Genomic DNA, 22,632 nt, shown 5'->3' with positions numbered 1-22,632 from the left:
TGGATAGGCAGGTGAACATGTTTGCTGAGCGTCGCGTGCCCTTCTTGTGTTCAGCGTTGGCGCCCGAAGCGCTGCGTGGGGCGCGGCGGCGCAGGAGGTGGTCTGACCCAGGATTCCGCTCCACCGCCCAGCCTGTTGACGTTCGTTTGGATCAACGCGTACGGGTAGGACGTGTGCTGCTCGATGAAGCTCCTCAAGTCGGCCATGGAGTCGTGCCACGGGTCGTTGTGTCGCGGCAGGATCGTCTTGAGGAACGGAAAGTGGAGGTGCTCGATCAAGCCGTCCCAGAAGTAGAGGCTGTTGTTCGTCGGCGGCCCGGATAGTCTGTCGGCCCACTGGTGTGCCGGAGATCGCGCTATTGCCGCTTCGATCGCGTCGGCGGACGCGAACGCCCTCATCGTCAGCCCCGCCTTGCGGGCCCGTTTGGACAAGCCGATTTCATATCGGGTGATGAGCTTGAACTTTTCGACGACGTACTGGAAGCCGTTCCAAAAATCGTCGAGGAAGGGCCGCGTGCGCGAATTGAGTTCCCAGGCAAGGAAAAACGACTGCAGATGCCGCCCCTGCTCGCGGCTCTCGATCGCGCCGTACATGTCGGCACCTTGAAAAGTGCTCCACATCTCTTCGATGGGGAACAACGGACCGTAAATGCTGTCGTTGGCAATCACGAAGCGGTCGAATTGGTCAAGCGACCAACCGCGCCGCCGCAGGATGTTCCACGCGAGGTGCCACGAGCCGAAATCCAGTGACAAGGTATACCGGGTATAGATGCCGGCGCAGAGGGTGCGAATCGGTTCGACCGACTCCGGCGTGAGGGTGGGTGAGCCCGAGACGAACACGATGGTGGCGCCGAGCCCATGCAGTGCCTGCAGGTAATAGACGACGTAAGGATCAACGACGCCGTCTGGGTCGTAGTGGGCGAACAGAACCAGGGTCCGACGGTCGGGCGGCGGGTGCGCCGGCACCTCCTGGTGCGTTTCACAGATGAAGCGAAGTGCGTCGCGGCCGAAGCGGTAACGCAGCGCCTCTCGCTTGTTGGGGGAAAGCACCCCCATTATTTTCTCGCAAGCGCGAAGAAATCGGTTCGGGTTGTGCTGATATCGAGAATCTCCAGATTCAGATGGCACAGAAGAGCTTCGATCAGCTGGACGTCGAAGACGTGGTGGTGAAGCGTCCGGTTATGCAGGTTCTTCAGGCTTCGTTCTTTGAACTGAGTCAGGGTGCCTGCCGGCGGGTCCATCGACAAGTCATGGTTCGCCAAGATCTCGTCCAAGTGGGTAAGGTCGTCCTCCCCGACATCTTTGGTGAAGTCGTCCAGCAGGTGGTCGAATTCGGTCACCGGTCGTCGGTGGTCGAAGTTGCTGGCCTGATTCGGCAAGACGAGTACAAACCCACCGCCCGCTCGTACGACTCGCTTCCACTCGACGAGCGCCTTGATGGGGTTGGCGACATGCTCCAAGCAGTTCGAAGACAGCAGGAAATCGTACTGATCGGAATCGATTTCGCTCAAGTCGGTAGCATCAGCGATGAATTGACGGCCGGCCTTGTCGCCGAAGAAGTCGTACCTCTCGCCGGCGTGGATGCGACCCTCCCAAATGGTATCCGTGGCGAAGTTGACACCATCTAATGACCGTACGTGCGGGTACACCGGCAGCACGGTGCTGAACACCGCGCTCGGGCCGCCTACCTCGACACCATCCTTGTTGTCGACGAACGGCCTGTACTGCCGGAACGGTAAGCGCCATCGGTCATACCGCAGATAGAAGTACAGGTCGACGGCCGGCCTCGAGACATATTCTTTGATGCCCGCGCGCATATCCCTCCCAAATTTCTTCGATCGTTGCACACGTCCCATTCGAGTTGCACAACGCCCACTGGAGGCTAAGAACGCCCAGCGAACAACGGGGTAGCTCGCGCAGTCTGCAGTTTCCGCGGAAGCTGTGTCGGGGCGCGGAGAAGTAACCAAAGGCTGTCCCCGCAGACACCCACCAGTCGCGGACCAGTGCGACCGGCGGCACGCACGATCGCGGGGAGATCCTCAAGCGATACATCGGTGATTAGAGCCGCGCGGCCTGCTGCGATGGAGCGCTCCACGCTTTCGAGAAGGGATTCCCTGTCGGATACGGCAGTGAAGTACACCTCGCGCGCCCTTCGGTGCAGCCTTACCTCATCTCCGGCCGATTCTGCGAATGTATGCTCGCGATCGAGATTGATCACTTCAAGGGCGCCCTGCAGGTCGAACGCGTCGACAACGAAACATATGTCGCTCAGTACCGCTGGCGCCCCGATCCGGCGGCTGGCCCTGGCGGCAAGGATCGATTCCAGCATCCACGTGTTGCGCCAAAGGAATCCATCGCCCGACACCTTTGTCAACCAAGAACTCGGATCCCGAACTACGCCGCAAGTGGTGCTGATCGGAAGCTGATCAGGGTAGAGCGCGGCCAAGTGACCATGTGCGACATTCAACCTGGCCTTGTACTCGTCGGTGGTCAGGCTGTTATGGGTGATCTCTAAGTTCACTGCGCCGATCTTGAATCCGCGCGATCGCAGGCGGACACAAAGCTCGGCCCCGTATGCGTGCCAGGCCAATCGCTCATCCTCGGACAGCGGATTCTGCCGCAGGACATCCCGGCGGCCCATGATAAGGACCTCGTCGAGATTGACCACCTCGGAGGGAGACGGTGAGCTCTGGCCCATGAGCTGCACTCGATCCCTCACGCGCCCGATGTGTGGACCACGTGCCGGCACTCCGATCGCGCCGAACAAGCCCCACTGCCGGTCCGCCAGCAGCATCGTCGCCACCTCGAGGATCCGATCGATCGAGTGAAGGTAGATGTCTTGGTGCACGAGCACCATCACTTGGTGGCGAGCCTTACGTATTCCTGCGTTCAGCGCGGCGCCCGCACTCGCGAAAGCGCCACCGGTATTGTCGATTGGGATGTACTCGACCGTGCCGGGATCGGCCGCGAGATTGACGGATCTGTCAAGGCAATCGCGGCGGACATCCGGGTCGTTGTAGACACAGATGATTGATACGCCGGCCCGTTCTGGCGCTTCTTGAATCATTCCCCACCCGTTGGCGTCCCGAAAACCTTGGCCTTTTACTGCACAGTCAATATGCAGTGGTGCCACAGTAGGGCGTCAGGCAGCCGACCGGGTAGGGATCCGCGTATTAACTGGGTTAATTCATTGCTTGCGCCACAAGGCGCCGTCCAATCGATCGTTTCTATCGACTCGGTAATGCCGAAGCGTTCCCTATAGTCACTTATCGCACATTCGCACGCCGGGACGGCGCCATAGTCGTCGACGATCAGGTACCCGCCGGGCTGCAACTTGGGGTACAGCGCCTCGATCGCCTGCATCGTGCTTTCGTACATGTCGCCGTCGAGGCGAGCCACTGCGAGCTTCTCGATCGGGGCCGTCGGCAACGTGTCCTTGAACCAGCCCTTGAGAAACTGCACCTGATCGTCGAGTAGGCCAAACCGGGCGACATTGGCGCGAACCTGCTCCAGAGAGACGGCGAGTACGTCGTCACTAATTCAGAACACGCTGCCTTCGTCGGCGGGGGTAACGCACCGCGTCCGGCTTCGGCAGGCCCTGGAACGAGTCGGCTGCGAATACCGTTCGGTCGGTAACGCCGTGGGCGTTCAATATGGCCCGCATCAGGATGACGCTGCCGCCGCGCCAGATGCCGGTTTCTATCAGGTCGCCGGGTATGTCGTCTTTCAACACGGTCTCAACCCAATGGTGAAGATTATCCAGACGCTTGGTCCCGACCATCGTCACCGCGAGTGACGGCCAGTCCTTGCCGTCGACCCGTTCAGCATCCGGGATTCGCTGGACCAAAGAGACATCGCGTGGCAGCAGCTTCCGTACAATTGCGCGCCGCCAGCTCTCGTCCGGTTTGTAGTCCATACCATCGTTACGCTCATACAGCGAACAGGTCAGGCTCTTCTTGACTAGTTCGATGTACAGGTCGACGGGGTCATCGAACAGGGCGGCCATGGTCTCACTTTCTGCGTGGTACTCAGTCATTGGTTCGTGGCTACCGATAAACGGTGCGCGGCACCTCCCGACACCCCTTCGCGCGGTGGATCACCGCTATCGAGTCGTAAAATTCGACTTCTCAACGAGCGTGGTCGCGAGTGGCACGGCGAGCTCCGTCAAACGTTGCGGGTCACCCTCGCGGAAACTGATCTCTTTGTCGGTTACTTGGTAGTGCGCATGCATCGCGACATCGGGCTGTCTCGGAACGGTCTCCAATGTTTGGCCGCGACATCCTCGACGATGTAGACACCCGCTGGCGCCAGTCCTTTCACGAACATGTAGCGAAAAGTTGCCACCATGTGCGACGTCATGTGGCTGCCGTCGTCCAGGATCACGTCGAAGGGGCCGAGTTCGCTGACAACGCTCTGCAGGAAAGACGTGTCCTGCTGACGGCCGATCCGCACATGCAGCCGTTGGGTGGAATCATCGAAACGCTCAGTGGCCGGGTCGATGTCGATGCCGACGATCACCGACTCGGGGTGAAGATACTGGCGCCACATCTGCAGGGAGCCGCCGCGTGCAACGCCGATTTCGAGCATTCGTACCGGGCGCGAACGGATCGTTGAAAGCGCGGAGTCGTATACGGGCAGATAATGCCGGAACTTGTGGATGTTCTGCGCCGCCTCGAAGATTGATGTCAGCTCGCTATCTGACGCGGGCGTATCGGAGACGGCCCAAACTCACTTCGGCGCCTAGCACCGGACCGAGCGCTTTGAGCATGCGGTGCCTGCCGCGGTACGGGTGCCGCCAGGTGACGAACGGCGGTCGGCGCGATAGGGCCAGCCCAACCCTGAAGTCGCGGATACGGGGCTTCAAGCCGGATAGCACCCTTCTTGATAGCGGCCGGGTATTCGGCCGAGGTCATGTCGGGGCCATCGTACGAACTCTTCGACAGCAAAATATGCGACTTCGATAATATAAATTCGCGTTGCCGGTGCGTCCCATCCGACGCTGTGCACAAGACGTTTGACAGCTTCGTCTCTAGGCGCTGAGGCGCTTAGCCAGGTCGTCGCCGATCCACATTCCACAGACCCCGCAGCAGTCCGGGTCGTCATGCCGTGGGCTGTGGCTGCCGGCATGTTGACAGAGCGCAATGTCGCGGGCAACCCGGTCGCGGACGGCAACGACCATATCCACCAGCGGACTGTGAATGATCTGATAACCGCCCTCGCATCTCAGCCAACGGTTTGCCAAGCAGAGCTCCAGCACGGCCGTGGTGGTGTCGCCGGGATATGAGTCGAGAAGGGCGTCAGGGACGAAGCCGGGGTTTGCCGTGCCGATGCTGCGGACGGCAGCCGATGCGTCGAGCGAGCTGGTGTAGTGCGGTAACGCTACCTCGGCGCAAGTCTCACACCGGCAGACCACAAGAGATTCAAATGTGTCCATAACAGACCCCTTGCCGTTTGCGGCGCCTTCAAAGTCGGACGAAAGGCAACCGTCGATGGCAACTTTTCTTCCATTTGCCCAAAACATATGCACGCTACCTGAGAGGAGGCTGAGCAGATCCCGTGTATAAGTTCAGCGAATCGACACGATTTGATCACGGCTGCGAGCCGGTCGGCTCTCGTCATCGGTCACCTGACGACCACGGCCGTGCTGAAGGAAAACACCGAACTACAAGCGCCCGACCCCACGAGCGCTGAACCGCGCCGGGGTACACAGCAACATGCGTGACGACAATCTGGCCCTGACATCGCCGTCGATGCGGTCGATCACCAGCGGTTTCCGCTCGGTGCCGACGATCCTGGCGCACCCGACGGCTACGGGCAACTCGTCATCCGCCCCGCCGGAGAAGCGGAAGGGTACCTTCGCGCTGGCCGCTGCGGTTGCGTGCACCGTGGTCGGCGCCAAACTCGTCACCATTCGGCACTCGGTTCACCGATGCCATTCCGCGATCAATGGGACGCGGATGCCCTGACGCCAGATGCGCCGTATCTCAACGGCACGCTGTCATTCGCCGGCCCGTTCGAGCCGCCAACGAAGATCGCATTTTCGTTACCCGCATACTCGCGTTGCTGCACAGCGAACTGGCCGGCGAGTGGAACACACGGTCGCAGATGATCCTCAACGCGATATTTCACACTGCACTGATCACCTGGTTGGCGGCGCTGCTGATGCCTCTCGTCGCGCCATCGCGGCGGATGCTGCTGGGCTGGTTCGTAGCGTTATTGTTTGCGGTGCCGATCGCCGACAAGAACACGTTCGGGCGGTTCAGTCGCGGCTCTACCTCACGCTGCTCCTCGGCATTGCTGCGCTGGTCTCCTTCGCCCCCGCTCGGGCATTCTCCCTTCGCTGGTTTGGTGGACTCGTTGTGGCGGTCCTCAGCTGCCTGTCCTACACATTGGGAGCCGCCACGAGTCTCGTCGCCGGCATACTCGTCGGTCTTCAGCTCGCAACCGGTTTTCAAAAGCGTTGTGCACGTGAGCTCCTCGGGTCGCCGCCATGGCGGCATTTAGCGTGGCCATGGTCCTGTTGGGTGGCGCCAAGCAACAATCAGGGCGCTTGGGGGTCATCGCGATTCAGCGACCAAGGGCCTGGTTCTCCGTCCGTACCCTTGCGGCGCGCCCGCCGGTGACCGACCGCGGCTGGGTGGCGGTTGGAATCGCCGGTTGGGTGAGCACACAGCTTGTCCCCTATATCCCCTGATGCGCGTCGACTCCCCGCGATTTTCTCAGACACGGATGTGCGCGCCATTCTGCCGTCCGAATTCCGACGGGCCGACGCGGACAACGCTGGGCTCGTGACCGCATGTGGCTCAAGGGTGAGCTCGCCGGTGCCACCGACGGTGCGGTCCGACTCGCACTTGCCGCCGGCCCCGTGAATCTCGCACTGGGGATGGGCCTGTTCTACGTTGTCGGAGCACTGCACAGCCTCCGCGGCAGCGAAGAGGCCGCCGTCAGCCGTTCAGACCTCCGGATAGCTGCCGACGATACGGTGCCCCTGCGCTGTCATTGGCCAGCACGTAGTATCGGCGCACTGCTGCTCTGAGCGAACGCGGGGTTACGAATGACGTTGCAGAACGTGTCCGGATGTCTTGACGAATACTGGCGCGAGCGAAATTCGATCGTCGGAGCTTTCTGGGACATCGATTTCCTGCTCTTCGATCAAGTTCTTCGGATGCAATTTTCACACGATATTCAAGGCGACCTGCTTGAGATTGGAGCGCTGTACGGAAAGAGCGCAATCGTCTTGGGTCTGCACGCACGGTCCACAGAGAAAGTCATTGTGTGCGACGTCTTCGACGATGCCGGTGGCGATGCAGAAAACACCGCAGAGAATGTGCAGTCATATAACGGGCTTAATCGGCGCAAGTTCGAAGACAACTATTCACGATATGTGCACCAGTCGCCGGTGGTCATTCCCGAACTGTCTGAGCACATCGCCGAACGGGTGACCGCCCAGTCTCTGCGTTTCGCCCACGTCGACGGCGGACACCTCTACACCGTCGTTCGCGCCGACATCGCCAACGTCAAGGGCCTGATGAGCGACACCGGCGTGATTGTGATGGACGATATTCGCCAGCTACACACGCCCGGAGTGGCGGCGGCCGTCTGGGAAGCCGTCGCAAATGACGCCCTGCTGCCAATCTGCATGACCGAGCAGAAATTCTATGGCGCATGGAATCCCGACGTGGCGCGCCAGACACGCGAATATTTGACCGACTGGGCCGCCGACCAGGGACAAAACCTTAATTTCGGCACGCAACTCGTTTCCGGGTCGAGCCTTCTCGTCATTGAGAATCCGACCATCCAATCGCTCCGAAAACGAATCGAACGCTTCGTCCCGCCGATTCTTGTCGAACGCTCGACCAAGGGTGCGGCCCGACCCTACTTGGGAAGTCGGGAGCCAAATCGCACTACTGCGCCCGAATGGTAACCCGATACTTGACGGCGACCACGCTGGCAGCAACTTTTGATCCGCGTGCCAACTCACTAAACGCGCTGCGACTGCTTTTCGCGTCAGCCGTAATCGTGTCGCATTCATGGCCGTTGACCGGGCGCGAGCCGCAGCCTCACTTCGGCGGCGCCTACCTTGGCTCGTGGGCGGTCTTCGGGTTCTTTGGCATCTCCGGATTCCTCATCACCCGCAGTCGCCTCAACGGCCGGCCGGCGCGAGATTTCTACCTGGCCCGCGGCCTACGGATCATGCCGGCGTTCATCGTGGCGCTGCTCGTCGTCGCCTTCGTGTTCGCGCCCCTTTCCGAGCTTTTCGACCCGATAGCCGTCTGGCACCCGGTCAGTTCGATCACCTACGTCCTGCACAATTTGCCGCTTTACCCGCCGGCTCCATTTCCGCAGCCGGGTATCGCGGACACGCTTGCCAACGTGCCGTTCCCGCGAAACTGGGACGGGCCGCTGTGGACGCTGTACTGGGAAGCGTGGTGCTATATCGGCATTGGTGTCATGGCCAGCTTGTTGCCGCGCAAAGCTCTGCCCATCGCGACCGTCATAGGTTTCGTCGTGCTCACCGGCGTTGCGCTCGCAGGCAGGTTCGGCGCTCCAATCCCGGAGATGACTCAGCTCATCGTCTGGATGATCATCGCGTTCATCAGCGGAATGCTTTTATTGCTCTTCGGAGATCGCATACGCGTGAACGCTGTCCACATTGCGACGGCGATCGTGGTATTCGCGGTCGCGATCGCGGTGAACCTGGGCCCGCATCTCGGCGCGCTTCCGATGGCGTACCTGGTGTTGGTACTGGGCAATGTCCTCCCGCTATCGAAGGTCGGTGCGAAATTTGACATCTCGTACGGTGTATACATCTACGCCTGGCCAGTTCAGCAGCTGGTAGTTCTGACGGGCGGAGCCCGGATGCCGCTGATCGCCTACATCCTGATTGTCTTCATCGGCACCCTGCCGTTGGCCTTTCTCAGCTCCTGGCTCGTAGAGCCACCCGCGATGCGCCTGAAGCACCGGTCGATCATGCGCGTGGCAGAGGAGGCGCCGACACCTTGAATTCAACCGGCGACCGTTGCGGGAGCCGCTCTCGCCGCAGCTGCAAAAGACGTTCGTCTGCGGTCGTTTTCCATCGCTTACCACGACCCGTTACGCTCAGCCGTGGGGGAGTTGCTGGACGCCGCGGTTGCGCGTAACGCCGACGGTGATTTCATGAGAGGATGCGGTCAGAAAACGTCTGGTCGGACCTCTACAACCAACGGAATAGTGTGCATTTGTGATTGAGCTTGAGGGCGTTGCCAAGACCTTCGATGGGACCGTTACCGCCTTGCGGGACGTCAGTTTCTCTGTTCCCACCGGGTCCGTGTGTGCTTTGCTCGGCCACAACGGCGCCGGCAAGACGACGGTCATCAAAATCCTCTCCACCTTGATGCGGCCAACCGCCGGCCAAGCGGTGGTGGCGGGGTATGACGTTGGCCGCCAGCCCGCTCAGGTACGGGCGAGCATCGGACTCACTGCGCAGGACGCCGCCCTCGATCAGTTGCTCACCGGCCGGGAGAACCTGGTGTTGTTCGGACGACTCCGCGGGCTGAAGCGCCAGGAGGCACGGCGGGGGGCCGAGGAACTGATCGAGCGGTTCGAAATGCAGCAGGCTGCCGACCGGCAGGTGTACACGTATTCCGGCGGGATGCGGCGTCGCATCGATATTGCCGCCGCTCTGGTGGTTCCGCCGAAAGTGCTTTTCCTCGATGAGCCGACAACCGGTCTCGATCCGCGCAGCCGCCGTGACGTGTGGTCCCTCGTATCATCGCTGTCCGAGCAGAACATCACGGTTTTGTTGACGACGCAGTACCTCGACGAGGCGGACGTTCTCAGCGATTCGATCGTCATCCTCGACACGGGACAGGTGATAGCCAGCGGGACGGCCGAGGATCTGAAACGACGCGTGGGTATGGGCTATTGCGACGTGACGCCGGTCAATCCGGCGGACTTGAGCCGGATTTTCGCCGTAGTGGCAGACATCGAGGGCGCAGAGCTCGTCTATGCTACGAACGCGGTATCGGTGCCAGCCAGAGATGGCGTGGCGACTCTCGTCGACGTGCTGCGCCGGGTCGAGAACCTCGGCGTCGACCTGCTCGACATATCGCTTCGCAAGCCGTCGCTCGATGAGGTGTTTCTCCAGCTCACCTCATCCGAAGTCACCGCATGACCGCGGTTGTCGCGCTGACCGAACGCGTGGTGCTGGCCTCGCTGCGTGATCGTGACCTACTGTTTGGGATTTTGACCCCCGTCGTTACTCTCATCGGCGCCACCGCTGCTTTGCAGAACGTGATCGACACGGGCGGTATGAGCTATGTCCAATACGTCCTTCCTGCCGTGGTTGTCCAGGCGATGCTCTTCGGGGCGTTGACCACTACTGAGCGAGCCTCGAGTGACCGCCGCCTCGGCATCAGTGTTCGCCTGCGAACGTTCGCGATCTCCCCGGCGGCACCGTTGATGGCTCGCATGCTCTACTGCCTGCTGCGGGGTGCCCTGGCCTTGATTGCCGCGATCGCCGTGGCCTATGTGTTCGGCTTCCGGATGACGGGGGGACCCCTCTTTGCCGCGGCTTTCGTTGTGTTGGCTCTGCTGTTGACTTTGACACTGTCGCTCGGTGCCGATGCCACCGGATCTCGCAACTACACGGTCGACGCAGCCAGCCAGTTGCTGCTGATTCCACAGTTGTTGCTGGTGTTGCTATCCACCGGGATGGCACCGGCCACGGCATTCCCCGACTGGCTGCAGCCCTTCGTGCGCTATCAGCCCATCTCGCAGGTCACCGAAACGCTGCGCGGGTTTTCTGTCGGTCATGTGATAGGCAGCAATGTGGTGAGCACCGTGGCCTGGTGTTTAGGGCTGCTGGTCGTGTTCGGTGCAATTGCACTACGAATTCAACGGCGGACGGAGTGACCACGACCACGCCGCCGCGTACGTCGATGGTCGCGGAGAGTTTGTTGTTCGCCGGTCGACATTTCAAACAGTGGCGAAACATGCCGGTGCTACCCCTGCAGAGTGTTTTGCTTCCGACCCTCCTGCTGATCGTTTATTACCTGCTGGTCGGTAAGTCGATGGTGATCATCACCGGTACGGACAATCTCGACGGGTTGGTGCCGATGTGCGCCCTGGCGGGAGGCATGTTCGGCGCGCTGGGCGCAGGCTTTTCGGTGCCCTTCGAGAAATCCAGCGGTCTCCTCAGCCGCTGGTGGACGTTTCCCGTCCATCGGGCCAGTGTCATCGTCGGCAGGCTGATCGCCGAGGCGGCGCGAACGCTGGTGGCTGCCGCGCTGATCACCAGCGTCGGCGTGGCCCTCGGGGTCCGATTCAGGGGCGGCTGGATCGCGGTGGTTCCGTTCCTGATCGTGCCGGTTGTGGTGGTCGTTGTCTTTGCCACCGTCATTCTGACGTTCGCACTTTCCGCGGGACCTAACGTGAACACACTCTTCACCTATCTGGCGACGGGGTCCATTGGGATGGTGTTCTCCAGCTCTGGCGCTGCTCCCCTCGAAATGTTCCCGACCTGGGTACGGCCAGTGATTCAATACCAACCGATGTCACTGGCGATCGAGTCGATGCGGGCCTTCATCGAAGGAACGTCCGCGGTCTGGCCGCTGACGCTGACCTTTGCTTGGGCGCTGGCCTTCGCTGTCGTGTTCGGGCCGCTGGCCGTGCGCAGATACCGTCTCGCTGCCGAGGCCGGATAGCCCGGCCGGACAATCCCTTAGTAGGTAACACCCGATCCCACGGGCCGGGCGGGTGATCGGGTCGACAACCTGATCCGCCTGATGTTTTTCCGCCGCCCCTCGGCTCGGATGCACTTCCTGCTCTTCGGACCCAACGCCGACGAATCGGACGCCTCGGGCGCGCTGTCATCCTCCAGTTGTTCTTGACCGAAACGCTTTCGCTTTCGGAGCATGTGCCCTTTCGACGGCCACCAGTTGCCGTTTCCGAGCAGGACAGCTATCGCCGGGACGGTGATGGTGCGCACCACGAACGTGTCCAGCAGCAGGCCCACACCAATGACGAAGCCGATCTGGACCATGGCGGCGATGCTGCTGAAGGTCAGTCCGAACATCGACGCCGCGAAGATGAGACCGGCCGAGGTGATGACGCCGCCCGTCGCGCCGATGGTGCGGACGACCGCGGTTCGAGTACCCCGATGCGCTTCCTCGCGGATGCGGGAGATGAGCAATAGGTTGTAATCGGCACCGACTGCCACCAAGACCAGGAAGGTCAGTCCCGGGACACTCCAGGAGATTTCCTGCCTGAGGATGTATTGGAAGAAGAGGACCCCGACGCCGATCGCCGACAGATACGAGATGATCACCGACCCGACCAGGTAGATCGGCGCGACGAGGGAGCGCAGCAGCAGTGTGAGTATCAGGAACACCACAACTAGCGTGACTATGAAGATGAACCGGATGTCGCCGTTGTAGAAATTGCGGATGTCGTTCTGCACTGGCGCGAAGCCGATCATCGAGATTTTGGCATCGGCCAGTGTCGTGTTGGGTCGTGCGCTTTGGGCGGCGTCGATGATTTCCTGCACCTGAGACATCGCTTCGGTACCGAACGGGTTGAGCGCGGTCTGCACCATATAGCGCGCCGAGTGGCCGTCGGCCGAGACGAAAAGCGCTGCCGCTTTCTTGAATTCCGCCTGGGTCAGAATCTGAGGCGGGATGTAGAACCCGGCCGCCGATGGATTGGCGGCGTCCTGCTTCATGGCCATCAGGAACGCCGACGCCTGGTCCAATCCGCCGCCCATCGCCTTGGTCTGATCGACGAGCAGCTGAGTCCCGATGGCGAGTGCACGGCTCGAGTCGGCCAGCAAGTTCGCACCTTGCTCCACATTGGCGAGCTGCGAGCCCACGCTGTCCGGATTGTCCAGCCCAAGTTGGCGCGCCGCCTCGGTGGTGCTCTGCATGCTTTGGCTGAGATCGCGCAGCGTCTGATCGAGTGTCTGGGTCCCGTCCGTGCCCTCCAGAGCCCGGCCTAGCACGGTGATTCTCTGCACCAGCGCGCCATTTTCGGGGGCGGTGAGCCGCTGCAGGTCATAACGGGACGCGGCGCAGGACGGATCGGCGTTGCATGTGGGACTGACGTTGAGGGCATTGACCATGGGAATCGCCCAGGAGTAGATGTCGCTGATCCGGGTCGTGTTGACGCCCAACGCCTGTCCGAGCGCCCGCATGTTCTCCACCAGGCTCGCGGTGGTGTCGACCTGCTCGAGCGTTTTGGATCCACCGAGCTGTTGCTGCATGGCGGCGAGAGCCTGCACCAGCGGACGAATGGTGATGAGGGAGCTCAGCACACCGTTGCGGAGCTGGTCCAGGGTGTCGGCCATCTGGTGCTGTCCGCCGGCCAACGTGTTGAGGCTGGTGTCGTTCTGGTTGATGAGTTTAGATACATCGCCGAGCTTGCTTCCCACTTCACCGGCTTGGTAGGTGGCTTTCGCCTGTTCGAGCACGTCGCCGGTGGGTCGGGTGATGCCGCGAACGCTGTACATGTCTGGTAGCTGCGCAATTCGCCTGGCCATCTCCTCCATATCGGCGAGCGCCTTCGGGGTGCGCAGATCCTGCTTCGACTGGATGAACAGGAACGCCGGGACGGTGGTGCTCACCGGAAAGTGATTGGCGAGCGCGTCGTACCCCAGGTTGCTTTCGGCGTCCGCTGGCAGGTTCTTGCGGTCGTCGTAGTTGTACTTGATCAACGATGCAGAACTGGCGAGGGCGATCAGGATGACCAGGCTGACCGCCAGATGGGGTACCGGTCGACGGACGATGCGAATCCCGGAACGTCGCCAAAACCGGGCGGTCAACTCCTTGCGTGGTTTGATCCAGCCTCGCCGTCCGACCAGCACGAGTATCGCAGGCAGCAAGGTGATCGAGGCGAGGAAGCCCACCCCGACGGTGACCGACAGAGCGGGGCCGACCGTCGAGAAGACCCCCAGTTTGGTGAAGGCCAAGCCCATGAAGGTGATCGCGACGGTTCCCGCCGATCCGGCAATCACCTTTCCGATCGATCCGAGGGCGGCGATCACCGCGTCGTCCGAACTCAACCCGCTCCGGACACCATCGTGGTAGCGGCTGAACAGGAAGATTGCGTAGTCGGTCCCCGCACCGACCATCATCGCGGTCATCAACACCAGCGTCTGCGGACCAAGGCCGATCACGCCCAGTTCGCCCAGGCCGGCTACGGCTCCCTGTGCCACCCCGAGCGCGACGGCGATCATCAGGAACGGCACGATCATCGCGACCACGTTGCGGTACACCGCAATCAAGATGGCCAGCACGATGACCACGGTGGCGATCTCGATGACGTGCGCGTCCTCCGTGCCGTAATTATTGAGGTCATCGACCGTCGCCGACGCGCCGATCACGTTCGCCTTCAGCGTCGTGCCGGCCGTCTTCTCGCGAACGGTCTCGATAAAGCTCCGATAAGCCTGCTGACCGCCTGCCTCACCCATCGTCCCGCTCAGGCTGACGGGCAGCTGCCACGCCTTGACGTCCTGGCTGGTCATCACCGGGCGAATTTCGGGGGTGCTGAAGAAGTCCTGCACGCCGGTCACACTCTTGGTGTCCGCCTTCAGCGCGTCCACCAGCGTCCGGTAGGTTTGCTCGTCTCGTTTGGTGAGCCCGTTTTCGTTGCTCAGCACAACGATCGCGCCGTTTCCCGTGCCGCTCTCATGGAAGGCGTCCTGCATGCCGTTGATGGCGGCCAACACCGATGAGCCCTCGGGCAGCAATCCAGGCGGCTTCTGCTGGGCGACCACCACCAATGGGGGCACCGCCAACAGCAAGGTGGCCACCAAAGCCAGCCACCCGGCGATCACCAGCCATGGGTGGCGAACGATCATCCGGCCCAGCGCCGGAAGGCCCGCCCCTTCTAACGCACCGGCCGACCTGGCGCGTCGCAACATCTCCATCAGGCTACACGCGCGCCACGTCTTGCAAACGCCATACAAGTTTGCTCAACACAGTTCACAGCTTTCTCAGAACTTCCGTCGATCGGCCCCCGCAGCCCAGTTCTCGCACAACTCTCGGACACCACTCCCCCGGCCCCACGACATCGTAGCTGTGCTCTAATCGGGGCGTGTCCGAGCCGTGCAGCGCCCAGCGGGGCCATCGATGAAATTCGTTGTAGCGGTCCATGGAACTCGCGGGGATGTCGAGCCCTGCGCCGCGGTCAGCCAGGAGCTTCTCAGTCGGGGCCATGACGTGCGCCTGGCGGTGCCGCCCAACCTGCTGTCCTTCGTCGAGAGGGCGGGACTTCCGCCGGCCGTTGCCTACGGGGTGGACTCTCAGCAGCAGCTGGACGCCGACATCTTCCGCAAGTACTGGAAGATCCAGAATCCCGTCACCGCGCTGCGTGAGCTGAGGGCGTACATCACCGAGGGCTGGGCCGAGATGAGTACGACGTTGACGTCGTTGGCTGGTGGCACGGATCTGATCTTGACCGGCACGACGTATCAAGAAGTCGCCGCGAACGTCGCCGAGCGCAACGGCATACCGTTGGCTGCCTTGCATTACTTCCCCGCACGAGCGAACAGCCAAGCCCTCCCGATTCCGGTGCCGCCAGAGGTGGTCCGTTCGGTGTGGGCGGCAGTGGAGTGGCTGCACTGGCGGGTACTGAAGGGGGCCGACGACGCCCAACGGCGCGAATTGGGCCTCCCCAAGGCCACCGTGCGTGCGGTGCGACGCATCGTCGACGGCGGAGCGCTGGAGATCCAGGCCTATGACCCGGTGTTCTTTCCGCGTCTTGATACCGAATGGGGCGGTCGCCGCCCGCTCGTCGGGTCCATGACCTTGGCGCTGGGAACGGATACCGACGACGAGGTGGCGTCATGGATTGCGTCCGGAACGCCACCGATCTATTTCGGGTTCGGCAGCATGCCGGTCACATCCCCCTCTGACGCGGTCGCAATGATCACCGATGTCTGCGCGGAACTCGGCCAGCGTGCATTGATCAGCTCGGGAATATGGGATCTACCGGGTCTCCAGGCTGCCGAGCACGTGAAATTCGTGACGGCGGTCAATCACGCGGCGGTGTTCCCGGTGTGCCGGGCGGTGGTCCATCACGGTGGCTCAGGAACCACGGCTGCGGGAGTTCGGGCCGGCGTACCGACATTGATCTTGTGGGTCGGAGCCGACCAGCCCTTCTGGGGGGCCCAGATCAAACGACTCAAAGTCGGCACGTCTTTACGGTTTTCGCGTACGACGCGAAAGACGCTGCTCGACTCGCTTCGAACCGTTTTAGAACCGCGCTACCGCACCCGAGCCCGAGAAGTCGCGACCCAGTTGACAAATCCTGAACAGAGCGTCACAACAGCCGCGGACCTGCTCGAAGAGGCCGTCCGTAGAGTCGGTGCGCGCTGACCGACTCCGCTAGGCGGATTCGGCGCGGGGCGCTGAGATCCGGTCGTCCAATCGGATGAACTGCTTGTTGCGGTACCGCTCGACACAGGCGGCCCTGCGAATCTTGCCGCTCGTCGTGATCGGAATCGCCCCGCGGGGTACCAGAACCAGATCCGCAGCACTCAGACCATGCGACTGCGAAATCGCCGAGGTGACGTCACGCTTCAAATCGAGAAGCTTCTCCACCGCCTCGTCGGAATCGGCGCGCGCCTTCACTTCCACGATCGCGACAAGTTGTTCGGTACGGTCCTCTTCCACCGATATCGCCGCGACCCGGCCTCCCGATATCTCCTGGATCGTCGCCTCGATGTCATCCGGATAGTGATTGAGTCCGCGCACGATCAGCAGATCCTTGATGCGGCCCGCGATGAACAGTTCCCCCTCGGAGATGAAGCCCACATCTCCGGTTCGTAGCCAGGTGCCATCGGGCGTGCCCGCCAGAGGGTGGGCGATCTCCGCGCCGAACGTCTCCTCCGTCTGCTCCGGCTTTTCCCAGTAGCCGAGGCATACATTCTCACCCTGCACCCAGATTTCACCGAGCATGCCCGCCGGGCATTCCGACCTGGTTTCCGGATCGACGATCCGGACCACCGGCGATTCGGGTGCGCCGTAGCTGACAAGCGGTGTTCCGGATTCGTTCTCGCACCGCCTGGCATGCCCGGCGGACAGTTTCTCGGGTTCGAAGTGCACGAGGAGGGGCGGTCGGTCGATCGGACGGGTTGCCACGTAGAGCGTTGCTTCGGCGAGCCCGTACGACGGCCGCAGTGACTCCTCGGGCAGGTTGAAGCGGGCAAATCGCTGCGCGAACCGCTTCAGCGTTGCCTGGTGTACCCGTTCGCTACCGCTAAGCACGCGTTGCACGCCGCCGAGGTCCAACCCGGCCAGGTCATTGTCCGACGTTCGCCCCGCCGCCAACTCGAAGGCGAAGTTCGGGGCCGCTGTCACGGTGTTGGGGTGGCTGGCCAGCAACTGCATCCAACGTGCCGGGCGGACAAGGAATGACGTCGGAGTGGTGAACACCGTGTGCCAACCGGCGAGGATGGGGGCGCATAGACCCAGCATCAAACCCATGTCGTGATAGAACGGCAGCCACGACACGGCCGTGGTGTTCGGCGGCGATATCTTGCCCTGGTTTCGGAAGAAGTCGGCCATGACCTGCTCGAAATTGGCCGTGAGATTTCTGTTCGACACCATGACGCCGGCCGGCGCACGGGTCGATCCGGAGGTGTACTGCAGGTAGGCCGCGGCGGGTCGAGGTCCGCGATCCGATATCGGCTTCCTGCGCGAGTCCAGGTCGAGGGAATCGATTTCGATGATGGTCGGGGCAGCCTGATCGTGCTGCGCCACAGCGTATTCGGCGACGGAGTCGGCAGCGGCCGATGTCGTCAGGATGATGGCGGGTGACGAGTCCTGCATCACTCCGACAACTCGTTCGTCGTGCACGCCGATCATCGGAACCGACAGCGGAACCCCGATCAGCCCGGCCCGCAACGATCCGAGGAATGCCACGATGTAGTCGAGTCCCTGCGGCGCCGAGATCACCGCCCGATCGCCGACCGACGCCCGCTGCCTCAGCTCGTGCGCCAAGCTCTGGACCCGTCGATTCAACTGCGCCCAGGTCAAAGCTTGGGGAACGCCGTCCCACTCATGGTCGAAGTCGACGAAGGTGAAAGCGACCCCGTCGGGTTGCAGGCTGGCACGTTCGCGTAGGACGCCGGTAACGGAAGCATCGGTCATGACCGTTACCTTTCTAGTCGATCACGCCGGTGTAGTCGAACTCGGCTTCATGTTTGCCAGCGGCAAAGAAATTGGGCTTCCAATTCGAGCTGACGCTTCAGTTGGGGCGACGATGCCCGTCGAACATTTTGCCATCTCGGCGGCCGACCCTCACGCCGAGGAGGCCGAGAACCGGGCGGTGTCACCGGTGTGCGCTATTGAATCACTCCGGTCAGGCCGAAGTCCGCCAGCGTGGCAGGGACGAGTTGGGGCAGGTTGCGCGCCGAATTGTCCTTGCCCGGAAGGTAGGCGCGAACGCTGATGAAGATGTTGCCGGAGATGCGTCCGGTCCCCGGATTGAGCTGCCCGCCGACGAGCTCGGGGCTTCCCGTCGTCAGGTTCTGTTCGATGATTCGCAGCGAGACGTTCGTCAACACACTCTGCCCCGCCGCGACCGCGAGCTGACTCGGCGATATCGATGTCCGGCGAGTCGTGCTACGCCACCCGGCCATGGCGTCCGATTGGAAAGTGCGACGGCTCGACCCGACGCCCCAGCGGCCCGTGGCCAAGTTTGTCACGAGGGCGGCGCAGCCCACCTAGGTCGATGTCGCGGTGGTACACCCACGTGCACTGAATATCGTGAACATGGCCACTGACCGGCACCCATAGGTACGAGGCCTCGTCCATGAACGCGAGGGTGTTGTCGACCGACCCCTCGTGTTCGACCAGAATTTCGAACTTTTCAGGGGGTTTGGCGTTCACAAACCTTCGCCTCCTTCGAGCGGCCCGTTCGTCGACTTTCCGGGTGCCTGTGACAGTACGTCGGGCACCTGAAATACTGTGGCGCGATGCTTGAGCAAATTTACCGTCCGGTGCTTACCAGGGTCGTGAACCTTTCACACCGGCGCTTCGGGAAAATCGTTGGAAAATACGGGTATAGCTTGATCACCCGGCGACTCGGCGATGACGAAGTGCTGTTCCTCAACTGGGGTTATGAAGAGGACCCGCCAATGGGCCTGCCGCTCGACCCGCCCGACGAGCTTGACCGGTATTGCATTCAGCTCTACCACCGAGTCGCGGCACAGGTGGACCTTGCCGGTAAGCGGGTGGCCGAAGTCAGTTGCGGCCACGGCGGTGCAGCCTCGTACATCACCCGCACCATGCATCCCGCGTCCTACACGGGGCTGGACCTCAATCCCGCGGGCGTCGCGTTCTGCCAACGCCGGCACAAGTTGCCGGGGCTGTCGTTCGTGCAGGGCGATGCGGAGAATCTGCCGTTTCCAGATGCGAGCTTGGACGTCCTGATCAACGTCGAAGCCGCCCACCTCTACCCCCACTACCGTCGTTTCCTCGACGAGGTGACGCGAGTCCTGGCCCCGGGCGGGCACTTCCTATACGCCGATCTGCGGGGCCGTGACGGAGTCGCCGAATGGGAAGCGGCACTTGCCGATTCCGCGCTGCGGGAAGTCTCAAAGAAAAACATCAATCAGGAGGTGCTGCGCGGGCTCGAGAAGAACTCTCCCCGCTACCAGGACCTGATCAATCGGCATGCGCCGCGGATTCTGCGCAAGGTGAGTCGCGATGTCGCTGTCACCAAAGGCTCGCCGCTGTACGAAGAGGTGCAACGAGGCGATATCGACTACCGGCTCTACTGTTTCGCCAAAGACTGACGCCGGGCGGTTCACCTGGGTGACCGACTCGTCGTCTTGTCAATCTCCGAGCGACGAAGTCGCTGTGAGGCGGGCGCTTCAGGGTTAGAGGATCTCGCCGGTCAGATCGAAATCGGACAGTGCCTGCGTCGCCAGTTCACGCAATGCGGGTTTGGAGTCGACTGAACCCCGTTGATAAGCAACGACCGTGATGGACATCTTGCCGTTGATTCGTCCAGCCACCAGGACGAGTTGCCCACCTGCCCGCTCGACGTCGGCGCGCCGGACGTTTTGATCGACACCCCGAAACATGACGTACTCGGCATCCGTGCCATCCGGTCGGCCGATCTCGGCGGGGATGTCGCCGAGGTTGGAGCAGGACGACGGCAGATCTTCGCCACCTCCCAGGAACTGCTCCACGACTCCCTTCAGCGCCCGCCTTGGCACGAAGGGAATCAGCGGGATGAGTTGCAGCATCTCATCGGGAACTTCCCGCGCCGTCTTGAGCGCCTTCCGAATCTCGTTCCGGGCGTTGGTGAGATCCTCTGTCACCTGCGCAGGGTCGAGACTCAGCTGAGGGAACAACATTACGTTGGCCCGCGTATCGTCAAAGCTGCTGCGGTCATTTAGCGCCATGAGAAGGGTCGTAGAGCGGTCGGAGCGCGCGCGACCCATCCGTTCGGCGAGTTTTGCGGCGAAGCCCGCCAGCAGTGAATAGCTGTTCCCGTTGAGGGCACTCGCCCGGGCATCCCAGTCCGCCAGATCGACGAAGACCGAGGTCGACGGCAGCACGACGGTCGAGTTGTCGTTTGCGTGGCCGACGGTGGACGGTTTCGGTCCGCCCGACGAAAGGTCATGCCGGTGCGCATACCCGAGCTTCACCGCCGCTCCCAACGCGCGGACGGCTTCGGGAATATCCTTCGCGGTTTGGCGGAGGTCGGTCAACGTGTCGCGAAAGCGCTTGCGAGACCTCGGCAATGGGTAACCGATATCGCGCCGGTTTCCGAGGACCGCTTCCACGGTCGTCAGCAGGGCTGCGGCGCCGTCGCCTATACAGTGCGAGCCCAGCAGGGTGATCGCGGTCGAGCCGTCGGTCAGCGGCAGCACCCCCATGTGCCAGCCAGGCCCCTTTTCCGGGTCGACAGGCAATTCAGCACGTTCATCGGCCCAGTCGGTGACCTCGTCGCGTGGGCGCGCGCACTCCTCGAAGTGGAGTTCGGAGGACGGCCCCAACGAGGACACCCAGCGGTGCCGGCCAAAGGGCAGCGTCGACCTCTCGATCAGTCGTCCCGCCATCCCGTAGCCGAAATCCCGGTGAAACCGTCTCACCTCATCGAAGTCGACCGGGTGATCGTAGATCCAAACGAACTGCAGGAGCTTTCCGGTTCCAGTCGCACGCAGCAGATCGAAAACGGTCTGGTCCATGAAAGTCAGCCGATTGTCCATCTGCACATCGTCTTTGGATGTCCATCGTCTGAACGATCGACGGCGGGGATGCGTCTGGATAGCCAATCTTGTCTCTATTCGATCACGCCCACGAGGCCGAACTCGGCCAGCGTGTTCGCTGCCAGCTCGCGCAACAGGGCTTTGGAATTGTCTCTACCGGGCTGGTAAGCGATGACGGCAATCGAGATCTTGCCGGCAATGCGACCGGCGAGCACAGTCAACAGACCGCCTCTTCGCTCGAGGAATTGACGAGTCACGTGCCGGTCCACGCCGCGCAGCATCATGGATTCGGCGTCGGTGCCGTCGAGGCGAGCCGCCACAGGATCGACATCTCCGAGATTGGAACACGATACCGGCAGATCGTCGAACCCAAAAACCACGTCGGCACCTCGTCTCACGGCCCGCTTCGGGAGAAACGGCGTCAGCGGGAGAAGCTCCAATGTCTCGTCTGGCACTTCCCGAATCGCGGTCAGCGTCTGCCTGATCGCGACCCGAGCACCCGACAGGTCGGTCGTCACATCAGTCGGGTCCAGCCGGGCATCGCCAAGGGATACCGCGTTGGCGCGGGTGTCGTCCGGCCCCCGGTCGCTGATGGGGATGTTCAGGGTGACGGCACCGTCGCTGGCGCGCCGGCGCCCGATTCGCTCGCCGAGTTTCGCGGCCAACCCAGCAACGAGCGCATGACTGGTCCCGTTCAGGTCTTTCGCGCGCGCGTCCCAGTCGTCGAGAGCGACGTATATCGTGATCGCCGGCACCACGACGTTCGATTCGCCGGCTTCCCGTTCGGTCGCCGTGGTGGGCCGCGATGCTCCTGATCGGAGCAGCTCATGCCGGCGGCGGAATGTCTGTTTTCCCAACGCGCCGAGCGTTCGGGCGATCTCCGGTGCACCTTGCGCAGTTTCCCGGAGGTCGACCAACGTGCCGCGGAGGCGCTTGCGTGCCCGCGGCGGCGGATAGCCAAAGTCACGCCGGTTGCCCTTGACCGCATCGACAATCGTCAGAAACAAGCCGAAACCGTCGGCCAGGCAATGCGACATCACCAGACTGACCGCCGTAGAACCGTCGGTCATCGGCAGCACTCCGAGATGCCAGCCCGGCCCCGATTCCGGATCGATGGGCAATTGTGCCCGGTCGTCGGCCCAGTCGCTCAGTTCCGCGCGAGGGCGCGCATGCTCCACAACCTCGATCTCCGACGGCGCGCCCAGCGACGAAACCCATCGGTGGCGGCCGAATTTCAGCGGCGACCGCTCGATACGCCGGCCGAACAGGCCATAGCCGAAGTTCTGGTGAAAGCGCCTAACCCCATCCATGTCGACCGGATGCTCGTAGATCCAGACGACCTGCGTCACCAATTCCTGGCCGGTCGCCCGTTGTCCGAGGAACAACAGCTGATCGGTGAATGAGAGTCGATTGTCCAATCCCATTGAAGCG

The 22,632-nt window shown here is 62.2% G+C and carries 22 protein-coding genes; 9 read left to right on the top strand and 13 right to left on the bottom strand.

Going from position 1 to position 22,632, the window contains the following annotated elements; genetic code table 11:
- Window positions 1-50: 50 nt before the first annotated feature.
- The 7 genes from ACVWWN_RS12900 to ACVWWN_RS12870 all read right to left on the bottom strand — a co-directional run bounded on the left by ACVWWN_RS12900 (window position 51) and on the right by ACVWWN_RS12870 (window position 5,433).
- Entirely contained in the window at window positions 51-1,049 is a 999-nt protein-coding gene (locus ACVWWN_RS12900; protein ID WP_457144249.1) for a rhamnan synthesis F family protein, read from the bottom strand.
- A gap of 5 nt (window positions 1,050-1,054) precedes the next feature.
- The gene (locus ACVWWN_RS12895; protein WP_457144248.1) at window positions 1,055-1,816 is read right to left on the bottom strand and encodes a methyltransferase domain-containing protein; all 762 of its coding nucleotides are present in this window, start codon (window positions 1,814-1,816) and stop codon (window positions 1,055-1,057) included.
- A 65-nt stretch (window positions 1,817-1,881) separates the two neighbouring features.
- Window positions 1,882-3,132, bottom strand: a complete 1,251-nt coding sequence (locus ACVWWN_RS12890) for a glycosyltransferase (protein ID WP_457144247.1) — start codon at window positions 3,130-3,132, stop codon at window positions 1,882-1,884.
- Complete coding sequence (locus ACVWWN_RS12885) at window positions 3,102-3,512, bottom strand: TylF/MycF/NovP-related O-methyltransferase (protein WP_457149108.1); 411 nt, start codon at window positions 3,510-3,512, stop codon at window positions 3,102-3,104. Before ACVWWN_RS12885 ends, ACVWWN_RS12890 begins: the two co-directional genes overlap by 31 nt.
- Window positions 3,513-3,534: 22 nt before the next feature.
- Window positions 3,535-4,005, bottom strand: a complete 471-nt coding sequence (locus tag ACVWWN_RS12880) for a TylF/MycF/NovP-related O-methyltransferase (protein WP_457144246.1) — start codon at window positions 4,003-4,005, stop codon at window positions 3,535-3,537.
- 203 nt (window positions 4,006-4,208) lie between these two features.
- Complete coding sequence (locus ACVWWN_RS12875) at window positions 4,209-4,586, bottom strand: class I SAM-dependent methyltransferase (RefSeq protein WP_457144245.1); 378 nt, start codon at window positions 4,584-4,586, stop codon at window positions 4,209-4,211.
- 442 nt (window positions 4,587-5,028) lie between these two features.
- On the bottom strand, window positions 5,029-5,433 hold the full coding sequence (locus tag ACVWWN_RS12870) for a hypothetical protein (protein WP_457144244.1): 405 nt from the start codon (window positions 5,431-5,433) through the stop codon (window positions 5,029-5,031).
- Window positions 5,434-5,713: 280 nt separating this feature from the next.
- Between ACVWWN_RS12870 and ACVWWN_RS12865 the strand changes: the two genes are divergently transcribed.
- From ACVWWN_RS12865 to ACVWWN_RS12835, 7 genes are all read left to right on the top strand, one after another.
- Entirely contained in the window at window positions 5,714-5,965 is a 252-nt protein-coding gene (locus ACVWWN_RS12865) for a hypothetical protein (protein ID WP_457144243.1), read from the top strand.
- Between the two features lie 830 nt (window positions 5,966-6,795).
- Entirely contained in the window at window positions 6,796-7,035 is a 240-nt protein-coding gene (locus ACVWWN_RS12860) for a hypothetical protein (RefSeq protein WP_457144242.1), read from the top strand.
- An 18-nt stretch (window positions 7,036-7,053) separates the two neighbouring features.
- Window positions 7,054-7,923 carry a class I SAM-dependent methyltransferase gene (locus ACVWWN_RS12855; protein ID WP_457144241.1) on the top strand — a complete coding sequence of 290 codons (870 nt, stop codon included), beginning with the start codon at window positions 7,054-7,056 and terminating at the stop codon, window positions 7,921-7,923.
- The gene (locus tag ACVWWN_RS12850) at window positions 7,917-9,002 is read left to right on the top strand and encodes an acyltransferase family protein (RefSeq protein WP_457144240.1); all 1,086 of its coding nucleotides are present in this window, start codon (window positions 7,917-7,919) and stop codon (window positions 9,000-9,002) included. The genes ACVWWN_RS12855 and ACVWWN_RS12850 overlap by 7 nt, the downstream gene beginning before the upstream one ends.
- A 217-nt stretch (window positions 9,003-9,219) precedes the next feature.
- Window positions 9,220-10,152: an ATP-binding cassette domain-containing protein gene (locus ACVWWN_RS12845; RefSeq protein ID WP_457144239.1), complete on the top strand. Its 933-nt coding sequence runs from the start codon at window positions 9,220-9,222 to the stop codon at window positions 10,150-10,152.
- A complete protein-coding gene (locus tag ACVWWN_RS12840) occupies window positions 10,149-10,892 on the top strand; it encodes an ABC transporter permease (protein ID WP_457144238.1) in 744 nt (247 codons plus the stop codon). The genes ACVWWN_RS12845 and ACVWWN_RS12840 overlap by 4 nt, the downstream gene beginning before the upstream one ends.
- Window positions 10,889-11,683, top strand: a complete 795-nt coding sequence (locus tag ACVWWN_RS12835) for an ABC transporter permease (RefSeq protein WP_457144237.1) — start codon at window positions 10,889-10,891, stop codon at window positions 11,681-11,683. Before ACVWWN_RS12840 ends, ACVWWN_RS12835 begins: the two co-directional genes overlap by 4 nt.
- Before the next feature lie 17 nt (window positions 11,684-11,700).
- Here the strand turns inward: ACVWWN_RS12835 and ACVWWN_RS12830 are convergent, their stop codons facing one another.
- Window positions 11,701-14,895, bottom strand: a complete 3,195-nt coding sequence (locus ACVWWN_RS12830; RefSeq protein WP_457144236.1) for an MMPL/RND family transporter — start codon at window positions 14,893-14,895, stop codon at window positions 11,701-11,703.
- Between the two features lie 208 nt (window positions 14,896-15,103).
- Here ACVWWN_RS12830 and ACVWWN_RS12825 point away from each other — a divergent pair, with 208 nt between their 5' ends.
- A complete protein-coding gene (locus ACVWWN_RS12825; RefSeq protein WP_457144235.1) occupies window positions 15,104-16,351 on the top strand; it encodes a glycosyltransferase in 1,248 nt (415 codons plus the stop codon).
- Between the two features lie 9 nt (window positions 16,352-16,360).
- Here the strand turns inward: ACVWWN_RS12825 and ACVWWN_RS12820 are convergent, their stop codons facing one another.
- The 3 genes from ACVWWN_RS12820 to ACVWWN_RS12810 form a co-directional block, all read right to left on the bottom strand.
- Window positions 16,361-18,127: an AMP-binding protein gene (locus ACVWWN_RS12820; RefSeq protein ID WP_457144234.1), complete on the bottom strand. Its 1,767-nt coding sequence runs from the start codon at window positions 18,125-18,127 to the stop codon at window positions 16,361-16,363.
- Window positions 18,128-18,321: 194 nt separating this feature from the next.
- A complete protein-coding gene (locus tag ACVWWN_RS12815; RefSeq protein ID WP_457144233.1) occupies window positions 18,322-18,543 on the bottom strand; it encodes a hypothetical protein in 222 nt (73 codons plus the stop codon).
- A 58-nt stretch (window positions 18,544-18,601) separates the two neighbouring features.
- Window positions 18,602-18,868, bottom strand: a complete 267-nt coding sequence (locus tag ACVWWN_RS12810) for a hypothetical protein (RefSeq protein WP_457144232.1) — start codon at window positions 18,866-18,868, stop codon at window positions 18,602-18,604.
- 86 nt (window positions 18,869-18,954) lie between these two features.
- Here ACVWWN_RS12810 and ACVWWN_RS12805 point away from each other — a divergent pair, with 86 nt between their 5' ends.
- A complete protein-coding gene (locus ACVWWN_RS12805) occupies window positions 18,955-19,776 on the top strand; it encodes a phthiotriol/phenolphthiotriol dimycocerosates methyltransferase (protein ID WP_457144231.1) in 822 nt (273 codons plus the stop codon).
- Window positions 19,777-19,860: 84 nt separating this feature from the next.
- Here ACVWWN_RS12805 and ACVWWN_RS12800 read toward each other — a convergent pair whose 3' ends face one another.
- Window positions 19,861-21,201, bottom strand: coding sequence for a hypothetical protein (locus tag ACVWWN_RS12800; protein WP_457144230.1), 1,341 nt, complete (start codon window positions 21,199-21,201; stop codon window positions 19,861-19,863).
- 74 nt (window positions 21,202-21,275) lie between these two features.
- Window positions 21,276-22,625 carry a hypothetical protein gene (locus ACVWWN_RS12795; protein WP_457144229.1) on the bottom strand — a complete coding sequence of 450 codons (1,350 nt, stop codon included), beginning with the start codon at window positions 22,623-22,625 and terminating at the stop codon, window positions 21,276-21,278.
- Between the last annotated feature and the right edge of the window lie 7 nt (window positions 22,626-22,632).

The sequence above is a fragment of the Mycobacterium sp. URHB0021 genome (genome assembly GCF_054057895.1).
The sequence above is the reverse complement of the archived record's forward strand: the minus strand, read 5'-3'. Positions and strand labels throughout refer to the sequence as shown.

Excerpts from the sequence above, each read along its gene's own strand:
- ACVWWN_RS12875 (WP_457144245.1), bottom strand. The coding sequence starts at position 4,586 with ATGCTCGAAATCGGCGTTGCACGCGGCGGCTCCCTGCAGATGTGGCGC.
- ACVWWN_RS12795 (WP_457144229.1), bottom strand. The coding sequence starts at position 22,625 with ATGGGATTGGACAATCGACTCTCATTCACCGATCAGCTGTTGTTCCTC.
- ACVWWN_RS12895 (WP_457144248.1), bottom strand. The coding sequence starts at position 1,816 with ATGCGCGCGGGCATCAAAGAATATGTCTCGAGGCCGGCCGTCGACCTG.
- ACVWWN_RS12805 (WP_457144231.1), top strand. The coding sequence starts at position 18,955 with ATGCTTGAGCAAATTTACCGTCCGGTGCTTACCAGGGTCGTGAACCTT.
- ACVWWN_RS12825 (WP_457144235.1), top strand. The coding sequence starts at position 15,104 with ATGAAATTCGTTGTAGCGGTCCATGGAACTCGCGGGGATGTCGAGCCC.
- ACVWWN_RS12800 (WP_457144230.1), bottom strand. The coding sequence starts at position 21,201 with ATGGACAATCGGCTGACTTTCATGGACCAGACCGTTTTCGATCTGCTG.
- ACVWWN_RS12820 (WP_457144234.1), bottom strand. The coding sequence starts at position 18,127 with ATGACCGATGCTTCCGTTACCGGCGTCCTACGCGAACGTGCCAGCCTG.
- ACVWWN_RS12855 (WP_457144241.1), top strand. The coding sequence starts at position 7,054 with ATGACGTTGCAGAACGTGTCCGGATGTCTTGACGAATACTGGCGCGAG.
- ACVWWN_RS12850 (WP_457144240.1), top strand. The coding sequence starts at position 7,917 with ATGGTAACCCGATACTTGACGGCGACCACGCTGGCAGCAACTTTTGAT.
- ACVWWN_RS12865 (WP_457144243.1), top strand. The coding sequence starts at position 5,714 with ATGCGTGACGACAATCTGGCCCTGACATCGCCGTCGATGCGGTCGATC.
- ACVWWN_RS12840 (WP_457144238.1), top strand. The coding sequence starts at position 10,149 with ATGACCGCGGTTGTCGCGCTGACCGAACGCGTGGTGCTGGCCTCGCTG.
- ACVWWN_RS12870 (WP_457144244.1), bottom strand. The coding sequence starts at position 5,433 with ATGGACACATTTGAATCTCTTGTGGTCTGCCGGTGTGAGACTTGCGCC.
- ACVWWN_RS12860 (WP_457144242.1), top strand. The coding sequence starts at position 6,796 with ATGTGGCTCAAGGGTGAGCTCGCCGGTGCCACCGACGGTGCGGTCCGA.
- ACVWWN_RS12880 (WP_457144246.1), bottom strand. The coding sequence starts at position 4,005 with ATGGCCGCCCTGTTCGATGACCCCGTCGACCTGTACATCGAACTAGTC.
- ACVWWN_RS12830 (WP_457144236.1), bottom strand. The coding sequence starts at position 14,895 with ATGTTGCGACGCGCCAGGTCGGCCGGTGCGTTAGAAGGGGCGGGCCTT.